General features: G+C 59.7%; 22 protein-coding genes. 8 read left to right on the plus strand and 14 right to left on the minus strand.

Annotated features, from left to right (window positions below; all coding sequences use genetic code 11):
- Positions 1–32 precede the first annotated feature (32 nt).
- Both J4G14_00820 and ltaE read right to left on the minus strand, forming a co-directional pair.
- Positions 33–1,265 carry an MFS transporter gene (locus J4G14_00820; protein MCE2456343.1) on the minus strand — a complete coding sequence of 411 codons (1,233 nt, stop codon included), beginning with the start codon at positions 1,263–1,265 and terminating at the stop codon, positions 33–35.
- Between the two features lie 94 nt (positions 1,266–1,359).
- Entirely contained in the window at positions 1,360–2,391 is a 1,032-nt protein-coding gene (ltaE, locus tag J4G14_00825; GenBank protein ID MCE2456344.1) for a low-specificity L-threonine aldolase, read from the minus strand.
- A 110-nt stretch (positions 2,392–2,501) separates the two neighbouring features.
- Here ltaE and J4G14_00830 point away from each other — a divergent pair, with 110 nt between their 5' ends.
- From J4G14_00830 to J4G14_00840, 3 genes are read left to right on the plus strand one after another with little or no spacing between them, the layout of a single operon-like run.
- Positions 2,502–3,152: an alpha/beta fold hydrolase gene (locus J4G14_00830; protein ID MCE2456345.1), complete on the plus strand. Its 651-nt coding sequence runs from the start codon at positions 2,502–2,504 to the stop codon at positions 3,150–3,152.
- Positions 3,153–3,154: 2 nt separating this feature from the next.
- Positions 3,155–3,796, plus strand: coding sequence for a dienelactone hydrolase family protein (locus tag J4G14_00835; protein ID MCE2456346.1), 642 nt, complete (start codon positions 3,155–3,157; stop codon positions 3,794–3,796).
- Positions 3,708–5,279, plus strand: coding sequence for a class II fumarate hydratase (locus J4G14_00840; GenBank protein ID MCE2456347.1), 1,572 nt, complete (start codon positions 3,708–3,710; stop codon positions 5,277–5,279). Before J4G14_00835 ends, J4G14_00840 begins: the two co-directional genes overlap by 89 nt.
- Here J4G14_00840 and J4G14_00845 read toward each other — a convergent pair.
- Both J4G14_00845 and J4G14_00850 read right to left on the minus strand, forming a co-directional pair.
- Positions 5,276–6,526 carry a CCA tRNA nucleotidyltransferase gene (locus tag J4G14_00845; GenBank protein MCE2456348.1) on the minus strand — a complete coding sequence of 417 codons (1,251 nt, stop codon included), beginning with the start codon at positions 6,524–6,526 and terminating at the stop codon, positions 5,276–5,278. The two genes, J4G14_00840 and J4G14_00845, sit on opposite strands and share 4 nt — an antisense overlap.
- 28 nt (positions 6,527–6,554) lie before the next feature.
- Positions 6,555–7,304: a hypothetical protein gene (locus J4G14_00850; GenBank protein ID MCE2456349.1), complete on the minus strand. Its 750-nt coding sequence runs from the start codon at positions 7,302–7,304 to the stop codon at positions 6,555–6,557.
- A gap of 151 nt (positions 7,305–7,455) precedes the next feature.
- Here J4G14_00850 and J4G14_00855 point away from each other — a divergent pair, with 151 nt between their 5' ends.
- Positions 7,456–7,947 (plus strand): NUDIX domain-containing protein, encoded by a 492-nt coding sequence (locus tag J4G14_00855; GenBank protein MCE2456350.1) that lies wholly within the window; start codon positions 7,456–7,458, stop codon positions 7,945–7,947.
- Here J4G14_00855 and J4G14_00860 read toward each other — a convergent pair.
- The 5 genes from J4G14_00860 to J4G14_00880 form a co-directional block, all read right to left on the minus strand.
- Positions 7,944–8,627, minus strand: coding sequence for an HAD family hydrolase (locus tag J4G14_00860; protein ID MCE2456351.1), 684 nt, complete (start codon positions 8,625–8,627; stop codon positions 7,944–7,946). The genes J4G14_00855 and J4G14_00860 overlap by 4 nt on opposite strands.
- Positions 8,628–8,637: 10 nt before the next feature.
- Positions 8,638–9,834 carry an MFS transporter gene (locus J4G14_00865; protein ID MCE2456352.1) on the minus strand — a complete coding sequence of 399 codons (1,197 nt, stop codon included), beginning with the start codon at positions 9,832–9,834 and terminating at the stop codon, positions 8,638–8,640.
- A gap of 135 nt (positions 9,835–9,969) precedes the next feature.
- Positions 9,970–10,659 carry a tetratricopeptide repeat protein gene (locus J4G14_00870; protein MCE2456353.1) on the minus strand — a complete coding sequence of 230 codons (690 nt, stop codon included), beginning with the start codon at positions 10,657–10,659 and terminating at the stop codon, positions 9,970–9,972.
- Positions 10,656–11,138, minus strand: a complete 483-nt coding sequence (locus tag J4G14_00875) for a TIGR03668 family PPOX class F420-dependent oxidoreductase (protein MCE2456354.1) — start codon at positions 11,136–11,138, stop codon at positions 10,656–10,658. The genes J4G14_00870 and J4G14_00875 overlap by 4 nt, the downstream gene beginning before the upstream one ends.
- Before the next feature lie 18 nt (positions 11,139–11,156).
- Positions 11,157–11,960 (minus strand): MBL fold metallo-hydrolase, encoded by an 804-nt coding sequence (locus J4G14_00880; protein MCE2456355.1) that lies wholly within the window; start codon positions 11,958–11,960, stop codon positions 11,157–11,159.
- 153 nt (positions 11,961–12,113) lie between these two features.
- Here J4G14_00880 and J4G14_00885 point away from each other — a divergent pair, with 153 nt between their 5' ends.
- Genes J4G14_00885 through J4G14_00895 form a run of 3 tightly spaced genes read left to right on the plus strand, consistent with a single transcriptional unit; the run spans position 12,114 to position 16,406 of the window.
- Positions 12,114–13,544 carry an amidohydrolase family protein gene (locus tag J4G14_00885; GenBank protein MCE2456356.1) on the plus strand — a complete coding sequence of 477 codons (1,431 nt, stop codon included), beginning with the start codon at positions 12,114–12,116 and terminating at the stop codon, positions 13,542–13,544.
- 31 nt (positions 13,545–13,575) lie between these two features.
- Complete coding sequence (gene selD / locus J4G14_00890) at positions 13,576–14,688, plus strand: selenide, water dikinase SelD (protein ID MCE2456357.1); 1,113 nt, start codon at positions 13,576–13,578, stop codon at positions 14,686–14,688.
- 41 nt (positions 14,689–14,729) lie between these two features.
- Positions 14,730–16,406 carry an arginine--tRNA ligase gene (locus J4G14_00895; protein MCE2456358.1) on the plus strand — a complete coding sequence of 559 codons (1,677 nt, stop codon included), beginning with the start codon at positions 14,730–14,732 and terminating at the stop codon, positions 16,404–16,406.
- A gap of 24 nt (positions 16,407–16,430) precedes the next feature.
- On the opposite strand, the gene J4G14_00900 is transcribed toward J4G14_00895, so the two are convergent.
- Complete coding sequence (locus J4G14_00900) at positions 16,431–16,946, minus strand: gamma carbonic anhydrase family protein (protein ID MCE2456359.1); 516 nt, start codon at positions 16,944–16,946, stop codon at positions 16,431–16,433.
- A 187-nt stretch (positions 16,947–17,133) separates the two neighbouring features.
- Between J4G14_00900 and J4G14_00905 the strand changes: the two genes are divergently transcribed.
- Positions 17,134–17,700: a tetratricopeptide repeat protein gene (locus J4G14_00905; protein MCE2456360.1), complete on the plus strand. Its 567-nt coding sequence runs from the start codon at positions 17,134–17,136 to the stop codon at positions 17,698–17,700.
- On the opposite strand, the gene J4G14_00910 is transcribed toward J4G14_00905, so the two are convergent.
- From J4G14_00910 to J4G14_00925, 4 genes are read right to left on the minus strand one after another with little or no spacing between them, the layout of a single operon-like run.
- The gene (locus J4G14_00910; protein ID MCE2456361.1) at positions 17,689–18,921 is read right to left on the minus strand and encodes a DUF2851 family protein; all 1,233 of its coding nucleotides are present in this window, start codon (positions 18,919–18,921) and stop codon (positions 17,689–17,691) included. The two genes, J4G14_00905 and J4G14_00910, sit on opposite strands and share 12 nt — an antisense overlap.
- Positions 18,922–18,926: 5 nt before the next feature.
- Complete coding sequence (locus J4G14_00915) at positions 18,927–20,321, minus strand: amidohydrolase family protein (GenBank protein ID MCE2456362.1); 1,395 nt, start codon at positions 20,319–20,321, stop codon at positions 18,927–18,929.
- 5 nt (positions 20,322–20,326) lie between these two features.
- Positions 20,327–21,241, minus strand: coding sequence for an acetylxylan esterase (locus J4G14_00920; GenBank protein ID MCE2456363.1), 915 nt, complete (start codon positions 21,239–21,241; stop codon positions 20,327–20,329).
- On the minus strand, positions 21,234–22,175 hold the full coding sequence (locus J4G14_00925) for an acetylxylan esterase (protein MCE2456364.1): 942 nt from the start codon (positions 22,173–22,175) through the stop codon (positions 21,234–21,236). Before J4G14_00925 ends, J4G14_00920 begins: the two co-directional genes overlap by 8 nt.
- Positions 22,176–22,187: the final 12 nt, after the last annotated feature.

A 22,187-nucleotide genomic window follows, 5' to 3' on the forward strand; every position in this document is an offset into this window, starting at 1 on the left:
AGAGTGCTGAGGAACGCAAAGCTCCGGACTCACTAGCTACCCTCCGCTGGCGCGTGTGTCGACCGGTATTCCACGGGGCGGTCGAGACTCGTGGCGAACTTGGCAAGGACCAGGCCTGCAACCATCACTACCACCGCTCCGATTCCTATGGAGAGCGGCGCCCCGAACCGGCTCGCAAGCGCGCCAGAATGGAAACCGGACATACCGGATACACCCCACAGCATCGCCTGGAAGCTCAACACCCTTCCCCTCATTCGTCTGTCGACCCCGGACTGCATTATGGTGTCGCCAGCGGTCTCGTACAGCGTCGTCGATGCCCCGGCGAAGCCAAACAGTACGAGTGACAGCGGCAGTGACCTGGAGAGTGAGAAGCAGAGCAGAAAGCAGCCAAACCCAAATATTCCCCCAACCATGAGCCAGCCTTTGTGCCGGACGTTCCCTACCGAAGACAGCGTGAATGCCGTAACCGCAGCCCCTGCACTGGCCGCAGCAAACAGTAATCCAAGTCCTGTTGCACCTCCCCCCAGCACATCCCGCACTACTACCGGCAGCATCGGCTCAGCCGACCAACCGAATAGCTCAGTAACCAGGATAACGCCCAGGATGGTTCGGACCAGTGGATGGCGCAGCGAATAGCTAATCCCGGACTTCAGTTCGGCCAGGGGTGATCGACGTTCAGGTGACTCGGCCGGCTCCGGAAGACGGACCATGCTCATCACTGCGACGCTGGTAAAGTCTCCGAGGGCAATGACCACGTACGCCCATTCGATGCCAATAACGTCCACGGCTGGCCCGATCAACAGGGGTACCACCACACCCACGACTGTCATCGACGCCATGCGAGCCGCCATTGCCGCGAGAAGGTGCTCCCCACCCGCAATGTCCATGGCAAGGGTCTTCATACCCGGCATGCGTGTTGCCCCTGTAGCAGCGGTCGCAACCGCGAAGGCAAGCACGTGCCAGAGTTCCACCGAGTCGGTGATCGCCAACACAGCTAGAGCTGTCGCTGACACACCCCTTATCAGGGACGCAATCCGGATTACGTCGATCTTGCGGAATCGGTCGATCAACACGCCACCCCAGGGAGCGAAGACAGTCATGCCGATCCCACCCACTCCTGCGGTTGCACCTACCCAGAAGGGAGAGTCTGTCACAAGCAGTGCAAGCCAGCCGTGCACCGTGAAGTACGTGATGAGGCTTACGTCGCCAAAGAGTCCTGCTGTCCAGAAGAGACGAAAGCGCGGGTTGCGGAAGATCAGATGCATAGGACAACCATGCGATAGCCCATCAAATGAAAAGGGGCGGGTCGTTCAATCGGCGACCCGCCCTGTGTAACTGTAACTCGGATTCAGGTCCGACTCAGTCGCCGGCGAACACGTCTCTGACGGTCTCCAGAGTGTAATCTATGTCTTCCTCGGTGATGCCATAGTGGGTGACATACCGCCAGCGTTTGCCGCCACCGCCGCCCTTGACTCCCCGCTCGACCAGTTTTCTGTGAAGGTCAGGCCAGTCTGCACGCTCGATTTCGAAGAAGACGAGGTTTGTAGGCAGCGCATCAGGGTCGATGTCGATGCCATCTATCTCGGCAAGGCCTTCGGAAAGTTTCCTGGCGTTAGCGTGGTCCTCGGCAAGCCTGTCGACCATCGAGTCGAGCGCTACGACTCCGGCAGCAGCCAGCACACCGGCCTGCCTCATGCTGCCACCCACCATCTTGCGCCATCGGCGCGCCTCCTGGATGTAGTCCTCTGAACCAACGATCACAGAACCCACAGGGCAGCTCAGACCTTTTGAGAGACAGAACGTGACCGAGTCTGCTTCACGGGTCAGTTCAGATACCGGCGCCTCAAGGGCTACGGCCGAATTGAAGATACGGGCACCATCTACGTGTACATTAAGGCCATGCTCGTGAGCAACGGAGGCTACTGAGTGCATGTCGTCCTGTGTCAGGGTCGCCCCACCACAGGCGTTCTGGGTGTTCTCGAGGCACACCAATGCGGTGCGTGGCATGTGAGGGTCATTTGGTCGAATGGCTGCGCGCACGTCATCTGGGTCCAGCATCCCGCGCTCATCATTGGGGATCGTGTGGAACGAGATGCCACCCAAAACCGACGAACCTCCCGCCTCGCTGCGGAAGATATGGGCCTGGTTGCCGAGAATGATCTCATCGCCCCGTTGAGCGTGGGCCAGCACGGAAACAAGGTTGCCCATGGTGCCGCTGGCTACGAAAACTGCGGCCTCTTTGCCGAACCTTTCAGCCGCCATGGCCTCCAGCCGGTTCAAGGTAGGGTCCTCTCCGTAGACATCGTCACCCAGCTCAGCTTCGTACATAGCCTGTCTCATTTCGGGCGACGGCATGGTGACCGTATCACTCCGCAGGTCGACAACACGCATTCTCAAATTCCTCCGGCTGAAAGGTGACGTACGGTAGCCCCGAGACGCTCGGCCCATTCTAGCAACCTGCCTTGTCAAACGCTACATCGTGACCTTAACATGATCCTGCTTTGACGACGATTGCAGAACCACTGACCATATCCAGCGGCGACCTTCAACTGGAAGCCCTGCTCGAACGTCCCAGCGGTCACTCAGACCCGGTCCCCGGCGTGGTGATCTGCCACCCCCATCCGCGGCAGAGTGGCAACATGTACTCTAACGTGGTCATCGGAGTTGCAGACCGCCTGACAGCCAATGGTTTCGCGGTGCTCAGGTTCAACTTCCGTGGTGTCGGAGAGAGCGAGGGCGCATTCGACTGGGGTTCGGGTGAAACCGACGACGCCGAAGCCGCTCTGGAAGAGCTGTCACTAGCCGAAGGTGTCGACGCTAGCCGAATTGGCCTGGCCGGTTACAGTTTTGGAGCCGCGGTCGCCCTACAGGCCGCCATGAGTTCTCCAACCATCCAGGCAGTCGCGACGATAGCCTGTCCAGCAGCGCAGGTGCGGGCCTTCAGCGGCCTCGAGATCCTTCAGCCCAAGCTCTTCGTCCTGGGGGACCACGACCACAACTTCCCGATCGACCAGTTCAGGTTTCTTACCAGGCGCTACGCCGACCCGTGCGAAGCCGAGGTCATCAAGGGCGCGGACCACTTCTTCAGGGGGTCAGAATCCGAGGTGGGAGACATTGCGTCACGCTTCTTCACAACCTGGCTGAAACGGTAGCCATGAGACAGTCTGCCATAGGTTTCTACAGCAAGAAGCTCGAACTCGAGGGGATAATCGGAACACCGCAGGACCCCGGAGCGAAAGGGATTCCCGCTGTAGTTGCGTGCCACTCTCACCCGATGCTGGGAGGAAACATGAACGATCCCGTAGTGGCAGCGGTGTGCCAATCGGCGGTCCGCGAAGGGATGGCTGCCCTCAGGTTCAACTTTCGGGGCGTTGGGGACAGCGAGGGCGAGTTCACCAGTGGCAAAGAGGAACACAACGACATCAAGTCGGCCCTTAACGTGATACGGCATTGGCCCGCCGTCCACGGAGGCCGAGTCGCGCTGGTGGGCTACTCGACCGGTGCAACGATAATCCTGGATGGGCTCCGTCACCTGAAGCGTGCCTCCGCAATTGTGCTAATCGCGCCGACGCTTGGCGCCCTCCGGAACAGGAGATTCAACCGGGACAAACGGCCTCGCCTGGTGGTGGCGGGTTCCGACGATCGCGTCGCTCCATCGCTTGAGATTCAGCGCATCCTCGACGAGTGCAGAGGTCCCGTTCAATTCCATGAAGTTGTGGGAGCCGACCACTCAATGCGAGGTTTCCACGCTGAGGCCGCAGAGGTGTCGGCCGACTTCCTCAAGCGTTATCTGTGACTTTGACCAGCAAAACGAAACGAAAACAACAACGATAAGCCAAACAGTTGAGGAGTTGACAGTGTCAGAATCGCAGCAGTTCAGATCGGAGAGAGACTCGATGGGAGAGTTCAGTGTTCCCGTCGATGCCTATTACGGCGCCAATACGATGCGGGCCGTATTGAACTTTCCCATCAGCGATCTTCGGTTCAACCGGTCCTTCATTGAGGCCATTGCCTCTATCAAGCTGGCTGCCAGTCAAGTCAACCACGAACTCGACTTGCTGGATGCCAACACAGCAGATGCCATCGCAACAGCGGCACAGGAAGTCGCCCAGGGCGGGTTCGACGACCAGTTCGTCGTCGACATCTTCCAGACCGGATCGGGGACTTCCACTAACATGAACGCCAACGAGGTCATCTCGAACCGCGCGATAGAAAACCTTGGCGGCGTGAAGGGGGCCCGGGACCCAGTGCACCCGAATGACCACGTGAACATGGGACAATCGTCAAATGACGTAATCCCAACTGCTATTCACATAGCTGCACTTAAAGCCATCCACAACGAACTGATCCCTGCCCTTCAGGAACTACAGGCTGAACTTGAAAAGAAGGGCGAGGAGTTCATGCCGATTCTGAAGACCGGCAGGACGCACCTCCAGGACGCCACACCTGTCCGGCTTGGACAGGAGTTCGTTGGCCATGCTGGCCAAGTAGAACGCGGAATATCCCGGCTTCGGGGAGCTGAGGACGAGCTCTCCGAGGTGGCGCTCGGTGGGACGGCTGTCGGCACTGGCGTGAACGTGCATCCTGAGTTCGCTGCTAGGGTCTGCGAGCGGCTGACAGACATGCTGGGAATCCCAGTTCGTGAGACGTCCAACCACTTCCAGGCGCAGAGCACGCTCGACAACATCGTCGCTGCCAGCGGGGCGCTGAAGACCGTTGCCGTTAGCTTGATGAAGATCAGCAATGACATCAGGTGGCTGGGATCAGGCCCACGCGCCGGCCTGGGTGAGATCATGTTGCCGGAGGTCCAGCCGGGTAGCTCGATAATGCCCGGCAAGGTCAATCCAGTGATCCCCGAGTCCGTATGCCAGGTCGCGGCTCACGTGATTGGGAACGACGCTGCTGTCGCAGTAGCCGGCCAGTCGGGCAACTTCGAGATCAACGTCATGATGCCTGTTGCGGCGTACAACCTGCTCCAGTCGATAGACCTGCTGGCGGCGTCATCACGCAACCTTGCTCGGCAGTGCGTCAGCGGACTCGAGGCGACCTCCGCTGGCCCTGACATGGTGGATCGCGGACTGGCTATTGTCACCACACTCGTGCCTCACATCGGGTACGACACCGCTGCTGACATCGCCAAGGAGGCTCAGGCGAGCGGGCAGACCGTCAAGGAGGTCGCGCTGGTCAGGACCGACTTCTCCTCGGAGGAGTTGGACGAGATCCTGGACCCGTCCAGTATGACGGAACCTGGGCTGGGCTCCGGAGTCGCGCTCGGTTAACTTTCGGCGACTTCGACTGCCAGCTCTTTAGCAAGGGCCCACTCCTCACTGGCGGTTGAGATCTCGCCGTCCAGCCATGCGTTTCTCAATCGCTTGAGGATGCTGCCGACACTCGGTCCTCTTGGCACACCCATTTCTATGAGGGAATCACCAGTCAGGTAAGGCCTGAGGCCCCTGTGTGAGCGCACGTACTGGGAGATCCTGCAACCGAGTTTGCCGCCCTTGGCCATACCAACGCCCAATACGGCTGACTCAGCCAGGGGATCGAGAACTCTGGCAAGACTGCTGTTAGAGAAGCTCACGAGTTCAGTGGCCGACATGCGGCCAAGCGTGGCCGAGTCCTCGATCGACCTGCGCTCGGAAGCTCGCGGAATTAGCCTGGCGATTAACCCGTTGACGTCTGCCTCGGTAATGCCGCAGGCGAGGATCGCATATCCAAGCGAGGTCCGGGCTTGAGGCGGTAGCGCTCCCGCCTCGGTGGCGAATCCATCCCAGGGATCGGCATGGAATTCTAGGCAGGGATGTATGCTCCACAGCACGTTCCAGTCCGACAGGAGATTCATTGCTCCTGAAGGGTCTCGTTCCAGGAAGACGCGGTCCAGTTCGTTTCGTATTCTGGCTGGCGAAACACTGTCTAGGAAACCGACAGACTGCAAGAGAGATTCTAGCGTGCCTGCCGTCGGAGATAGGTCGAGCCTGGAAGCATATCGGGCTGCCCTCACGATACGGGTGGGATCATCGCGAAAGCTATTTTCCTGCAGGACCCTGAGACGTCCTTGCTTCAGGTCGGCGAGTCCCTCGTGCAGGTCTACGAGGTCTCCCCAAGTTTCTGAGCACAGCGACACGGCCATCGCATTCACCGAAAAATCGCGCCTGGAAAGATCTTCCTCAAGAGTTCCAGAGCGGACGACAGGCAGACTGCCCGGCTTGGGATAGTCCTCTGCCCTCGCCATCGCGAGATCGATTTCGAGCGAATCAAGCTGAAGCTTGGCTGTTCCGAACTGGGAACGCCTGGAGAGCCGCCCTCCGGTCAGCTCAGCGATACGAGCGAAAGTCGCATCGTCGGCGCCGACGAGTGCGATGTCGAGGTCGAAGGTGCCCTGGTCGTCCACCAGGGCACCGCGCACCGATCCCCCGACCAGGAAAGGCGCGACACTGGCGGCTTCGGCCGCTGTGCCGACGGCGCGCAAGGCACGAACCAACTCCTCCGTCAGCCGCGACGCTAGCAGGTCGGCCACGTTGTCCACCACCCTACCTCCCACAGGTGCCGGTCGACTACGAAAGCGCGTTGGCCACCTTGGCCTGGAATGCCCGTCCGCCTGAGGCGACCCATGGCTGCCAGCCAGTCATCATGAACTTGACACCCATTTCGACGTAGGCCTCGACATTGTCGTCCGAAGCCAGCGAGCCAGGATTGCGTCCTGCCGAGGCGATCTTCTCGATTGCCCCTGCAATGGTGCCTGTTACTTCAGGGTGGCTGAGCTGGCCTATCAGACCCATGGACTGCGCAAGGTCGCTCGGGGCGACGAAGAATACGTCGATGTTATCGACCGTAAGGATCTCGTCCAGGTTGTTCACGGCCACTATGTCCTCGATCAGGACAACCAGCAGACTTTGATCGTTGGCCTCGGCAAAGTAGTTGTCAACGCCGTAGCTCTGACGACTTCCGAACATGCCTCGCTCGCCGATCGGGGCGAACTTACCCGCACTTACGACCGCCTCAGCCTCGGACTTGGTGTTCACGTGCGGGACTACGATGCCCTGGGCCCCAACGTCGAGGGTCCGGTAGATCACGCCCGGGACGTTCTGGTTTACTCTTACCACCGAAGTCATTCCCCAGAGGTCCGCCGCCCTGGTGAGGTCCGGGATGTCCTTGTAGTCGACTGGCCCGTGCTCAGTCTCTATCCAGACACCGTCGAAACCAAGCGGTCCGAGAGAGTCCACAATATCCGGCGTCATGTGCCCAGACAGTACGACGGACACTTCACCACTGTTCAACTTTGCCTTGACTCTGTTCTCACGCATGGACGCCAATTGGACACCCCTTTTCGAAACTAACTTGGAACCTTCGGCCACACCGAGGCAGCGCCATTATAGGTTTGGGCTATTTCATGGTCAAACGATGTGTCTGGGGTATAATTCAGTCCGATAGAGGTGTCACAGGTCGAACTCTCATATGCCGTCAGACAACACATACTGCCACCGCTGCGGTGAGATTCTAGGCGAGGAGCGCGTCGCAGGAGCGCTCAGGCCAAAGTGCGGTTCGTGCGGAGCGGTCGTATTTCTCGACCCCAAGCTTGCTGTGGTCGTGGTCGCGTCCCAGGAATCACGGATACTGATGGTGAAACGGGACATCGAGCCGATGATGGGTCGCTGGAGTTTCCCCTCTGGATACGTCGACCGTGGTGAGGTGGTTGAAGATGCGGCGGTGCGTGAGGTCCGTGAGGAGACAAACGTAGAAGTCTCCCTCGATGGACTTCTCGGCGTCTACTCTCGTGAGGGAGCTTCGGTAGTACTGGTAGCATTCGCAGCCAGCATAGTTGGCGGCAGTCCAAGCGCCGGTGACGAGGCCCAGGCAGTCCAGATGTTTGCTGCCGACGACCTACCGCCTCTGCCATTCCCGAATGATCCCGAAATCATGGCCGACTGGCGTCGGCGTATCACCTAGATCCCAAGTAACGGCCGGACGTCCCACACGTCATCCACAACGTGGTCCGGGCTGTATGAGTCGATGACCCATGATCGTCCATGGCTCATCCATGCAGTCCGCATCCCTATCCCACTGGCGCCGCCGATGTCCGCCACTGTGTTGTCTCCAACAAACAGGGTCTCCGCAGGGCTGGCTCCGATGAGGCTCAAGGCGTGATGGAATATTGCTGGGTCCGGTTTGTTCGCGCCAAACTCCTCCGATACGACCACTGCTCTAACCAGGTCTGCCACACCTGCGTTCCGGACCTTAGCCCACTGCATTTCGGTGGGCCCATTTGTGACAACGCCCACTGGAACTCCAGCGACCTTCAGGTCGCGCAGCATGACTTCAGTTCCCCTGTCGACAGAGACGCAGTCTGGCACCGCAACACTATGGGCTTCGAGTGCTGCCTCTACACTCGGGAAACATCCCGGCCAGATCTCCAGCATCCTGACGTAGAAGTCTCGCAGGCTCAACTGCTCGGAGTTAGTTACCTGAAGTCCGGCTATGAACTCCTCTTCTGTTGGAGGTCGGTTCTCCCGGGGCCGGGTAGCGTACCAGTGCTCGCTCACCCTGGTGAGTGCTTCCCTTGTATCGATGAGCGTGTCATCGAAATCGAACAGGACTGCCCTATACGGCCGGATATTCCCTGGTTTCACAGATATCCTCTCATGATGAAACGGCCCTAGTCTGGTGACGCACTCCGTACAGCGTAACCACGGCCGGAATCGAGAGTAAAGCAACAGCAGTAAACCCGACCTGCCACTGCATATCGTCAGGCACGAGGTCAAGAACGGCCCCTATGAATATGGGGCCAACAACGCCCCCCATAAACCCCAGAAACGCCTGTACCGCCATGGTCGAGCCGAGCAGGCCGGCAGGGGCTGACTCCGTTATGGCCGTTGTGTAAATTGACGAGTCCGCCGAGATTGCCCATCCCAGAAAACACGAAACCGCAACAACCAGGGGCCAGGGGGCAGCGTACATCCACCCTATGGCAAGGCAGAGCAGGCCGCTCAAAGCGAAGATCCCCGCGGCACTCTTGACTCGGCCCAGCCTGTCTGAGATGGCGCCTCCTGCTACAGGACCAAGTCCCCCAGCGGCGAGGGCGATGCCACCGATCGTCGCGGCTGTAATGGCAGCCGTGGATACGTCGCCTCCCCTTCCAACCAGGATCGCTGCAAGCAGTGCGGGAAGCCACACGCGCACTGCATACAGTTCCATCGCGTGGAGCGAGTAGCCGATTATGTATGCAGTTGTGATGCGGTTTCGGAGCACGTCGAGTCGCAGCCTCCCGGAGCTCTGTGACGACTGTGGAGCGGTCCTGTCACGAACTAGGGCCAGTGCCAGCGGCACACTGAGCGCAGCTAGCGCTGACAGCACCAGATAGGCGTCGCGCCAGTCCATGCTGTTCATCAGGACTCCTGTCAGAGCGAGCGAAACTGCGTTGGCGCTGTAGAATGCCGTAACGTACAGCCCCATTGCGGCTCCCCTGTTCTCGGCAGAAAACGTGGCCGAGATTATCCGGAGCCCGGGCATGTAGATCCCCACCAGCCCCACTCCTGCGGCCAACCTCAATACGCAGGCCATAACCACGTCGTAGGCGACCAGGGGGAAGAGCATGTTTCCCACCACGGAAACGAAAGCCGAGGTAAGAAATACCCACCGTGTGGGAAGCCTGTCCGTCAGAGGAAGTACCAGTAGCGCGGCAATCGCATAGCCAGCCAGGTAGCAGGAGAAGACAAGGCCTGCAGTCGTGTTGCTAATCCCCCATTCAGACTTGATAAAGGGAAGCGCGGCTACGTAGCTCGAAAACGTGGACAGTGCCAGGAGTAAAGTCAGGCACATCGCCAGGAGCCAGGCCACCCTCCGTAGCGGCGACCCAGCTTCCGATGTGGAACTTCCTTGACTTGGCGACAGCATATTTCGGGAGTCAGGATACAGTGATTACGGACAGTGCGTATCCCGTCTGTTACCTGACTCAAGACCCGGGCTGGGCGCTCAGGGCAACGCGGCCAGTATCTGCCTCGCAGTCGATATCAACCCCGGCTCGTCAGTAAGCTCAATCACCTGGAGCAGGTCTGATTCCGCCCGTCCAAGATCTCCCGTCATCAGATACACCTGACCTCGAACGAGGAACAGCTCTGCATTCTCCGGCTCCAGCCTTCCCGCCGCACTGAGGTCATCCAGCGCGGACTCCGCGTCCCCGATCTCCAGGTACACGCTGGCACGGCTGATGTGGGCGTCTGACAAGGTCGGCTCGAGTTCGATGGCACGTGTGTATTCGAGAATCGCCTCATCGTGATTATCGATCTCGTCGTAGATCATCCCTCGATGCAGCGATGTCAGCGGGAGGTCTGGTTCGAGTTTTTCCGCTAGGCGTAGGTCTGCCGCAGCGCTTGTAAGGTCGTCCATCACGATGTAGACGTAAGCGCGCCTGGCGTACGCCTCGGCATTCCTGGGATCGGCTTCGATCGCCGCATTGTACGCTCCATACGCCTGCTCTATGTGACCGTCCTCCTGCAGTTCAACGCCGCGCCTCAGGTCGGTGTTTTCGGGGATACCACCTTCAGAGCCCCCACAGGCGAGACCGGCTGCAATGGTCGACATGAAGACACAGAGCAATACGAGCTTCTGGAAGGCGGCCAGTTTGTGCGAGCGCCGTTCCATCATGTGGCGTTCGAGTTTCAACGATCGGATCCTGGCTGAACCAGTCCGGCAATGTCCGAGTCACCAACCTTCTTCCAAGGAGTCATATCACCCCAGGATGTGACTCGTATGGGTCTGAGCCTGATTACAGAGGCCTCATCAGATAGCAGAGTGCGGTACTGATCATACTTGCGCCTCAAGGCATCAATTGCGTTCGCCCTCTCGTGACAGTCATTGACCAGGCTGGCATCCGCACTAATGAGGACGTAGCCCAGTCGGCTCCAGTTATCCGAATATCGGTCGACGATGAATGCCGCCCGCGGGTTGCAGACGATGTTCCGAACTCGTCGAAGCTTCAGAACGTCCACGGTCTTGGGTTTGCCGTCCAGACCTATGTATATGGAATCGCCCAGCAACTCGAAGCAGACTGGAATTACGTGTGGCAGGCCTTCAGGAGATGAGGTCGCCAGCCGTCCTACCCTCGCGCTGGCGACGAACCGTCGAGCGTCATCCGCAAGCACCTGACAACTCACGTCAGATCACACCGGCTGCCAGACGCGCCTGTCTCCAGATCTGACAAATCTCCCGTATCCAGGCTCCGGGAAGTGTCCCGAGGCGACCAGCGTGCCGTCGCTCTCAAGCCTGTCCAGGACGGAGTGCCGAGTCTCCCGGGCGAGGTCGGGGTCGGTATCGAATCCAGGACTCCAGTCCGTGTACTGCGCCTGGGCAGGACTGTGCGCCACGTCCCCGAGTATGAACGCGCTCTCACCAGCGGACGTGATTACGAGTGATATGTGACCAGGTGTGTGGCCGGGCGTCGGCAGTGTCTTGACCTCGTCTGTCACGTTGTACTCGCCGTAGATCAGGTCGAGAACATTCAGGCCTTCCAGTGGAATCATCTGCGCATCCACGTGCGGCGCCTGCTCACGCATTTCAGGCTGCGTCCAGTGGTCCCAGTCGACGCGTGTGACCAGGTACCTGGCATTGGGGAACGTAGGACTGCCGTCCGACATATTCCATCCCACATGATCAGGATGTATGTGGGTCAGGACAACGAGGTCGACCACATCCCTGTCCACACCGCTCTCGCTGAGCTGGGTTAGCAGTGTGCCGTCCGGGCCTCCGAGGCCCGTGTCAACCAGCATCAGCTTGCCGCCCGAGTTGAATGCGAACGACCCGAACCTTGGATGAGTCAGGCCCGCATCGTCCAGGAGGTCACTGTACTCGGACCTCCAGATTTCCATCTCGCTCGCCGGGAAGACGTCCGTGGGCACCATGTCGCCCTGCCCGTCTGATACCGACACAATCTCGATATTGCCTACTGTGACCTTCGCACCTACCACGATTCTCCTCCCTAACGCGGAATGTGGATGAAGTCAGAACTTTCGCAGCGCGTATTCTATATGTCGTCATAAAGAGGGGCAAACGCAGCCGGCTTGACACCCCAATCTGCGCAGATATGATAGCGAGCGAGACCAATAGGGAGGATGTGACCCATGGCAGGCAGAGGAGCTGACTACATGATCCGGGGCGGCCTCGTCGTCCGTGGAAGTGGCATCACGCGCGAGGACATTGTCGTCGCCGACGGCAAAGTCGTCGAAAACGACGGAAGCTATTCCGATCCCGATATAGGGAGAATCATCGACGCCTCGGGGCAATTCGTACTCCCCGGGATTGTCGACGCGCACAACCACCCGGTGAACGCCGATCGCATCGAGACATTCTCCCTGAGCGCAGCGCACGGGGGCGTGACGACGGTCGTTCCATTCATTCAGAACATGCGTCGACAGGGCATCGAGGGCACCGTCGTCGACATGATTGACGAGTTCATGGACGAGGCAGCGGCCGATTCCTACCTCGACTACGCCATCCACGCGATCCTGCTTGGAGACGACGACGTTGAAGACCAGGTGCCGCAGCTCATGGATATGGGCGTCATCTCGTTCAAGATGTACATGACCTACCCCAGGCGCGGCATGATGATGCCCGATGACCGGATGCTCAGTGCGATGGAGATGGCCGCAGCAGACGGCGGGATCGCCATGGTCCACGCGGAGAACGGCTACTGCATCGACCACCTCGTTGAACGGTCGATCGATGCCGGGCACGTTGGTCGGGAACACTACGCGCCTTCACAGCCCAGGATACTTGAGATCGAGGCCGCAAACCGCGCGGCGACCTACGCCAAGGTAACCGGCTGTCCCCTGTACATCGTCCACCTGTCAGCCCGCGAGATCCTGAGCGTCCTGGAAGAGTTCCGAGGAGAGGAGATGCACCTCTTCGGTGAGACGTGTCCCCAGTATCTCGACCTCACGAACCAGGCCATGCTCGACCACGGATCACTTGCCAAGATTGGCCCTCCCCTCAGGGAACGGGAAGACAACGAGGCAATGTGGCGTGGGTTGGACTCACACCTCATCGACACCATAGCGAGCGACTTTTGCGGCTTCATGAAGTCGCAGAAGGGTTCGTACGACACGGAGGCCGACCCTGACGCAGAGGGTTCCATCTTCGACGCCACCTTCGGCGGGAACTGGGTCGAGCAGATGCTGTGTGTCGTCTACCAGGAGGGAGTAAACGCGGGCAGGATTACCCTCCCGCGTCTGGTGCAGGTCATGTGCGAGAATCCGGCCAAGATCTTCGGACTGTACCCGCAGAAAGGGTCCCTTGATCCGGGCGCAGACGCCGACATCGTGCTATTCGACCCGACCGTGGAACACACTCTCAGCGCTGAGTCCCAGCACTGCAACGCCGACTTCACGATGTTCGAAGGCAAGCAGATAACGGGCAAGCCGGTGCTGACGATGCAGCGCGGTGAGATACTTGTCGAGAACGGTGTAATGCAGCGTCCCAAGGGCCGCGCGAGGTATCTACCCGGAAACAGGGAGCTGACCGCCTACGCTGAGGCCGGCTACGGCGTTTCATAAGACCTTTCGCAGCCGGGCATAAACAGAGGCTATGCTATACTTACGTGGCTTCTCCAGCACGTTTAATTCGGGAGGAATTCACGTGGTCGACACCAGCGAACAGATCAGATTGACGAGCCTTGCCAGCTGTGCGGGTTGAGCCTCTAAATTCAGCCCAGAGGATCTGGGCCAAATCCTGAGTCAGCTCCCACCCGTCTCGGACGAGAACCTGCTCGTCGGAGTGAACACCGGCGACGATGCCGCTGTGTATCGGATGAGCGACGACACCGCCCTCATCCAGACAGTGGACTTCTTCCCGCCGATAGTGGACGACCCGTACGCATTCGGCCAGATTGCAGTCGCCAATGCGCTCAGTGACGTCTACGCTATGGGCGGCGAGCCCCTCATCGCATTGAACATAGTTGGATTCCCTGTTGCCCTGCCCAAGGACATACTTGGGTCGATTCTCATCGGCGGCGCGCACAAGGCACAGGAGGCCGGCGTGCTGATAGTCGGCGGGCACACCGTCGACGATGAAGAGCCCAAATACGGCCTATCCGTAACTGGAGTTGTGAAGCCTGGTGACGAGGTCACGAACGCAGGGGCTCGGCCCGGCGACAAGCTTGTTCTCACCAAGCCGATCGGCACCGGAATCATAACCACGGCAGGCAAGCAGGGTGTGGCTGGAGAGGACGTGATAGCGTCCGCAGTCGAGATTATGAGCACCCTCAACCGGGATGCTGCCCACGCCATGACTTCGGTCGGAGTAAACGGCTGCGTCGACGTGACTGGGTTCGGTCTGCTGGGTCACCTGCGCGGAATGACGCGTGCCAGTGGCGTTTCTGCTACTGTCGAGCTCGGCGCAATCTCCTTCATCCCCGGAGCCCAGGCTCTGGCGGAAGAGGGCGTTGCCCCGGGTGGAACTCACCGGAACCTCCAATCGCTCGAGCCTGACGTAACATGGGACGAATCAGTTACTGATATTCAGAAGCTGCTTCTGGCCGATGCACAGACATCCGGCGGGCTGCTCATCTCAGTCCCTGTCTCTTCCACGGTCGCGCTCATCGACGCCCTGGAACACCACGGTGTTCAGACGCACGCGGTGATCGGATCGATTGGTGAATCAGGCCAGAACGGTGGTCCTTCGATTCACGTGTCTGCCTGACGAACTGCTCAACAACACTGAATCAGATTGGCTTCTAATTCATGACTACTTCTCTACGCTCAGAGGTGGCGCAGCTTATCAGTAGCGCACTCGACGCTGCCATCAGCTCAGGGACACTCCCTGAAGTAGACGTTCAGGACCTGTCTATAGAGCGACCGCAAAAGGCGGAGAACGGCGATTTCTCCTGCAGTCTGGCCATGAAGCTCGCTCGCCCGATGAGGATGAACCCGCGGGCGATTGGGCAGGCAATCGTCGACTCCCTGCCCAACTCCCCCCTCGTGGGGAGCGCATGGCTTGCAGGCCCTGGATTCGTGAATTTCAGCTTCAACGAAGAATGGCTGAGGTCGCAGGTAGACGTCGTAATCGAGTCCGGCTCCAGTTATGGCGACTCTGCCAGCACAAGGGACGTCAAGGTCCAGGTCGAGTTCGTTAGCGTTAATCCAACTGGCCCGGTCCACGTCGGACACGCAAGGGGCGCCGTGCTGGGCAGCGCACTCGCGAACGTGCTGGCTGCCGCTGGCTACGACGTGCAGCGCGAATACTACGTCAACGATGCAGGCCGCCAGATGGAGCTGTTCTACGAGACGGCATACGTTCGCTACCTCCAGGCGTGGGACAGAGATGCCGTGATGCCGGAAGAGGGCTACCAGGGCGAGTACATGGTGGACCTTGCGCAGCAGATCAGGTCAGACCACGACGACGAATACCTGGGTATGAGCAGGGATGGCGCCATAGCGGCAATAGGAGAGGTTGGTCTGGAAGCGATGGTCGCCTCGATACGAGAGTCCCTTCAAAGAATCGGCGTGTCATACGACAACTGGTTCAGGGAGCGGGACCTGTACACGCGGGGCGACTACGAACGGGTCATGGACCTGATCGGGCAGCGCGGATACAGGACCTCGGCAGACGGCGCCGAATGGTTCGCCGCAACCAAGCTGGGCCAGGAGAAGGATGCTGTCCTGATACGGTCGAACGGAGACCCCACGTACTTCGCTTCAGACGTCGCGTACCACTACGACAAGTTCGTCGGGCGCAAGTTCGACCGGGTCATCAATATCTGGGGGGCAGACCACCAGGGACACGTCACCAGGATGAAGGCTGCCGTTTCGGCGATGGACGTCGACCCCGACCGCCTCACCCTGATGATCTACCAGATGGTCACCTTCAAGCAGGGCGAAGAGCTGGTCCGGCTGTCCAAGCGATCCGGGGACATCATCACGGTCGACGACCTCGTGGACCAGGTCGGCGCCGATGCGTGCAGGTTCTTCTTCCTGTCGAGGGCCGCCGAGACGCAGATGGAGTTCGACCTCGAGCTGGCTACCCGACAGTCGTCGGACAACCCGGTCTACTACGTCCAGTATGCTCACGCCCGCATCGCTGGGATCATCGCCAACGCTCAGGAACGGGGCATAGACCTCGACGGCGGCGATCTGTCGCTTCTGACCGACGACGCAGAGCTCGACCTCATCCGTAAGATCGTGCAGCTCCCGGAGCTGGTCGAGTTGATGGCTAACAGCCTTGCCGTCCACCACCTGCCCCACTTCGCACAGGAACTGGCCACGGTGTTCCACTGGTTCTACCAGCAGTGCCGGGTCATCTCGACCGTAGAGGGAGAAGAGGAGCTCACACGGGCCCGTCTCCGTCTATGCCAGGCTGCCAGGGTGGCCCTAGCGAAGTGCCTCGACCTCATGGGTGTGACCGCGCCAGATAAGATGTGAGACGTTTCAGGTCGCAGCGCCTAATCAGGAGCCGAGGCCGCCGTTTCTAAGGTATCGCTGCGTCTTCAGGACGTAAACGCCGCTGAAGTAGTCTCCAAGCTCCAGGTGTCTGTCCTGCACTTCTCCCCTGACTCGTCCGGGGACTCCCACGACAATTGACCTCTCCGGCACCTGCATATCGTCAAGAACCACAGCACCCGAAGCAATGACGCACTCGTCTCCGATCGAAACGCCATCGTTAACGACTGACCCGTTGCCCAGGAGCGTTCGTGAACCAACGTTCCTGGCATGGCAAACTACCCTGTGACCGATCACAACGTAGTCGCCAATGGTCGCATCGGTGTCGCAGTGGACTACAGAGTTGTCCTGGACACAGGTGTACTTTCCGATGGTGATGCGTCCCATGTCGCCGCGAACAACGGAACCGGGCCAAACACTGGAGCCCTCACCTATGACAACGTTGCCAATTACATAGGCCGCCTCGCTCACGAAGGCAGTCGGGTGAATTTTAGGGGATATCCCGTCAAGAGACCTGATCACATTACCTCCTTTTGCCGGCCGGTTGCCGGGCCCGATTACTGTATTTCATCGCCCTCTCGATTGGAACTCCCAACCCTGGCGCCTGTGGAGCGTTCTACAGAATAAGCGGCCCGACGGATGTCGGGCCTCAGACACGGGCTATGCTATTCTGTTATCGCAATATCGCAAATTTCTACAGGCTGGATTCATGCTAAAACTCGGGTTAACCGTCTTTCTCCTGGTGGCGTTCATCTTCGCGATCAGCTGCAGTTCTCCACCCCTTGAGCCGACTCCCACTCCAGAACCAACACCCACACCCCAACCGACGCCCACCCCGGAGCCGACTGCGACCCCAGAGCCGACGCCCACGCCGACTCCGGAGGTAGACCCCACAGCCACTCCCCAGATTGCGGCGCTGTTCGAGTACATGCGTGCGGTAAGGCTACTTCAGGTGCAGGAGTTCGACGACGCGGTCACGGCGTTCGACCTGGTCATCAGGAAGCTGCCCGACTTTGGTCGCGCATACTATGGCAGGGGCAAGGCCTTCTACGGGGATGAGCGCCCTGAGCTGGCACTGGAGGACTTCGAGACCTCGATTAGATTGGAGCCAGACCATCCAGGAGCGTATATAGAAAGAGCGAGGCTCTACCTCGACAGGGAACAGCGCGAAGACGCCATCGAAGACCTGAGGAAGGCGCTCGAAGTGGCCAATCCGATCAGGGACTGGCAGCATATTACAGAGGCGGAGCAGATCATCGCCGACCTAGGCGGCTGACACTCCTGAGCCAGGCCACGACTTCGATCTGGCCAGCGCATGTAGCCCAAAGTGCTGGCTAGCCGTCTTTAGGCGGACGTCCAGCCCCAGGACGGAGCTCACGCCCCTGGTTACGGCGTCTTGAGGGGGAGAAGGCATCTCGCTGAACGCCTTTTCCATCCTCTGCTGCTCACCTGCGTTGTGGGGAGGAGAGAAAGCGTGGAGAGCAGGCACCACTACGTTTGCCACCACGGTGACCGCAAAACCTCGGCCAATGTACGGCCGGTTCTCCACCTCAAGAATCAGGCCACGCACCCCCTCACGTTCGAACACGGCCTTGAGAGCGCTGACGAGCCCTGCCCCGGTGCTTCGCGCTATCAGGGGCGCAATTCCCCTCAATCGGGAGGAAGGAGCGTTAGTCGGCCTCACCCGGAACCGGTTCCAGGAACTGGGACTTAAGCAGCTCCTGACACCCATTTGGCGAGCTAACCTGCGCACCTGAACCTGTTTAAGCTGGTCCAAGTCCGTTACCAGGCCTCCGCCCACTGCTAACCCCGAAAAGACGGCGAACTCCGCGGTAGAGACCGGCTCTGCAGACAGGCTCGAGAACGTAGCATACGGGACACCTCTGGCAAGAGCTCGAAACGGCTTCCGGTTGCGCGCGTAGCCCATAGCGTCCATGAGAGCCTCGTACAATACCTGGTCTGAGTTCGACTCCGATTCCAGCTCAAGCCTGAACCCCGCGCTCTTGGCCAGGAACCGTCTGAGTCCAAGCTCCTCGAGGTCTGGCGACTCTCCTGCAGGCATCGGGGCCACACGGGTGTCGCTGTCCAGCTCAAATCTCGCCTCTGCCGTCGGCGGGGCTGGAGCGCCGCCACGGACGGGTCGAGCCTTCAGGACTACCTGTAGGACAACTCCCCTATACCTGGAGTCCCTATGGTGCCCATGACCCCTCCAGCCGCTGGAGTCGAGGTGGAGTTCAACATCGCCGCCGATGGTACTTCCCTCGCGCCTCAATACCGCGCCTTTGAAGTCGGGGCCCGCTCCCTGGTTCCGTACACCTGGAAAGAGGACCTCGTAGGTCTCCCCATCGCGCCCTGTGAGCTGCGGCCTGAGCTCCAGCGAGCGCTCCCACAGGTCGGAGAACGCCTTTTCTGAGGTGATTGATGGTTCGCAGTCGGCTGCGTAGGGACGTTTGCGCTCGGCGACGCACTTGCCGCGCAGTAGGACGCCTGAGACCACTGGAGTCACACCACCGGCCAGCGAGGGCCGAAATCGACCCCTGCCCGCTTCATCATGTCAGCGCCGAAGCCCTGGACTTCCTGGATCAGTTCCCATTCGTCAACGAAGGTAGGCACATGGTCGCGGACGACGAGTCGGCCGTCCACTATCACCGTGTGGACACTACGACCATCGGCCGAATAGACGAGATTGTTGATGGGATTGAACAGCGTGCGCCATTCAGGCCGCCTCGTATCGAACAGGACGAGGTCTGCCCTCTTCCCCGCCTCGATCGACCCGATCATGTCGTCCATACCCAGCGCTTTTGCTCCCGTAATCGTGGCCAGTTCAACTGCAGTCTCGGCGGGAATGACGGTCACGTCCTCCCTGCCGTCCTTGTAGAGGATCGCGGCCAGGTACATCGACCTCATCGTTTCAACCAGGTTCGAGTTGTTGGCAGCATCAGTTCCAAGGCCGACGGCCACTCCTGCGTCCACCAGTTCCGGGAGCAGAGCCGTCCTTGTCATCCCGGAGCCGCCCTTGGCCGCTGCCGTCGGACACATCGCTACTGTAGCGCCCGACCTTGCGATGATGCCCACGTCGTCCCTGGTTATGCCGAGTGCGTGAGCCAGGAGCATGTCTTCATCCAGGATACCGATCTGGTCAAGGAACGCTGTCGGCGTTCTGCCGGTCCGGTCGAGCCAGCCGCTGCGTGAAGAGGTCGTATAGCTGTGGTGCAGCGTCGATCGCGTACCCAGGTCACGGGCGATCTGCGCCGTACCTGCGAGAAGTTCAGCCGAGGCGAAGTCCGGCGAGAACGGCATTGCCCACGCGCTAACCATCCCATCGAGTTCGCCGTCGAACCTGCCAATCGTCTCCCGGGTGATCTCCAGGGCCTCTGCAGTCTCGTAGACCGGCACGTTGAGCGGGTTTTCCCTGTCCGTGACCTGGGTGCCAGTCACGATTCGGCATCCTGACTGCTTGTACGCGTCGAGGCATGACTCAATGTACTTAGTAGACCCTGGATCGACGAAGGTGGTAGTACCATACTTCAGCAGTTCAGTGATTCCGAGAAGCGAAGTCAGTCGCTCTTCGTCAGGTGTCATCACCCCCTGGAGGGCGAACACGTTCGGCAGATAGGCAGGCCCCAGGTCATCGGGAAAGATTCCCCGGGTGGCGTGAGCGTAGCTTATGTGCATGTGCCCGCTGATAAAACCAGGGGTCACTACGAAGTGGCGTCCATCGATGGTCTCGTCTGCCTGAATAACGTGAAGTTCACTGGTCTTTCCGACCGCGGTTATCGTGTTCCCGGTGATGACTATCGTAGCGCCGGTCATGATGCGCCGATCGTCGTCCATGGTCAGGACGAAGTCGCAGTTGTCGATCTTCAGGGTCGCTGTTTCAGTACCTGACGTTACCAAGAGTGTTATCTCCAATGAGCCGGGACTATTGGCCCGTCGAAGCCCAGTTTCGACGCTATCCACTGTTCCTGGTGCAGGCCGTCCTTGTAGCTGGACTGCTGGGAGGCATAGATATCCGCGCCGCCGGGGATCGACGAGGCGAGATCTCCCAGCGCCTCCGGTCCAAGCGAGGAGCCTGCCGGTCCGGCCATGAACAGCGCGTTGGCATTCACCAGTGGCGCAAAACTCCGCAGGTCGAAGTACGACAGCGTCTGGGCCACCTGTTCATTGCGGGATGGATGAAGGCGCAGGTAGTCGTTGATCTCCTCCAGGGGGTACGACTCGGTTCGCGTCGCCGATGCCAGAGTCTCGAAGAACAGCGCCGGTGCACTGACCACGTGGGATGCTTTTCCGACTAGAGCAACTGCCTGCAAGGCGACATCGTTACCGATGACGACGATCGGCGATGAGTCTACCTCGGGAACAGTGCTAACGAATTCCAGACCACGTATCGAGTCGGCAACAATCCCCCTGAAGACGTAGCTGTCCTTCGAGTCAATGTTCACTGTGAGAAGGCCAGGAAACATGGCAGCGAATGGCTGGTCGGAGTTCCGCTGCCCACGCCCTGCGAGCGAGAAAGTCACGAACCTGCTCCTAACGTCGTTTTCCGTGCCCTGAGGGATGACCTCCAGCACGCTGCCGTACTTCGGAGTCCAGTATAATGCGGGAAAAGGCCCCCGACCCTTGGGAATGCTGAGATAGCCGTACAGCCTGTAGGGGCCTATGCTGCTCAGTCGCACCCCGTACAGAGTGGCAAAGTCCGTCTTCCTGATGGGAATCGCTTCGATCTCCGGACTCGCTGGAGTCGAGGCCAACTCCTCAGAAACAGCCGCCCAGTAGTCATTGAAGTCTACTGGCCTGGAAACGGTCAGTTTAGTCATGTGACGCCTCCCCTTTGAGGTGGCGGTCAAAGAACGACGCGATGATTGGGTCGTGCTCGTACCTTCCGGCACTGTGACCTTGCCCGTCGTATGCGTACAGGCGCTTATCCTCACTCGCTATTCGGTGGTAGAGAGCGTATCCGGTCTCAGGCGGGCAAACGTTGTCCTGGAGACCGATGTTCACGATGATTGGGCAGTCTATCCGGTCGGCAAAGTTTATGCAGTCGAAGTAGCTTACCGTCTCTTCTACCAGCTCTCTGCTCTCGGGGTGCAGCCTCAGGTAGTCGTTGATCTCCTCGTAGGGGTAGGTGTGTGTAAGCTCGATCGAGTCCATGAACCCCGTGAGGTATGGACACCCGGCAGCCGCGGCGACTACCTCCTTGCGCATAGCCGCAGTGCACAGGGTCAGGCCGCCGCCCTGGCTGCTGCCTGTGACACCAATGCTGGCGCTATCCACCTCGTCCCTCGACAGCAGGACGTCCACCGCCCTCCAGGCATCCACGTAGAATCCCCTGTAGGAGTAGATGTTGCGGTCCGTGATGCCGTAGGTCAACAGTCCCGGATAGCCTGGATTGAACTGGGAATTGGACCGCAGCTTTCCCCTGGGCGCCACCGCCAGGGCCGCGTAGCCCCTCCTCGCCCACTCCTTAGGTATCCCGGGGTCGCTCTGGTAGCCGGGTACTACAAGCACCGCGGGCAGTGGCCTTTCGCGATCCCTCGGCAGGCAGTACCATCCTGCGATGCGAACGCCATCGATACTTGTGTGATAGGTCTGGAAGACCTCTATCTCGTCCGAAGTCCGCAGGGGGTCCAGCACGACTTCAGGTTCAAGGTCCAGCCTTTCAACCTGAGAGACCACGTCAGCCCAGAATTCGTCGAAGTCGTCGGGCTTGCGGGCCTTGGTCTGGTAGTTGGGGTCGACGAAATACGCCACTGTTCCCTCCTC

The organism is Dehalococcoidia bacterium, assembly GCA_021295915.1.
In the GTDB taxonomy this organism is placed as follows: Bacteria; Chloroflexota; Dehalococcoidia; order Lucifugimonadales; family UBA1123; genus VXRN01.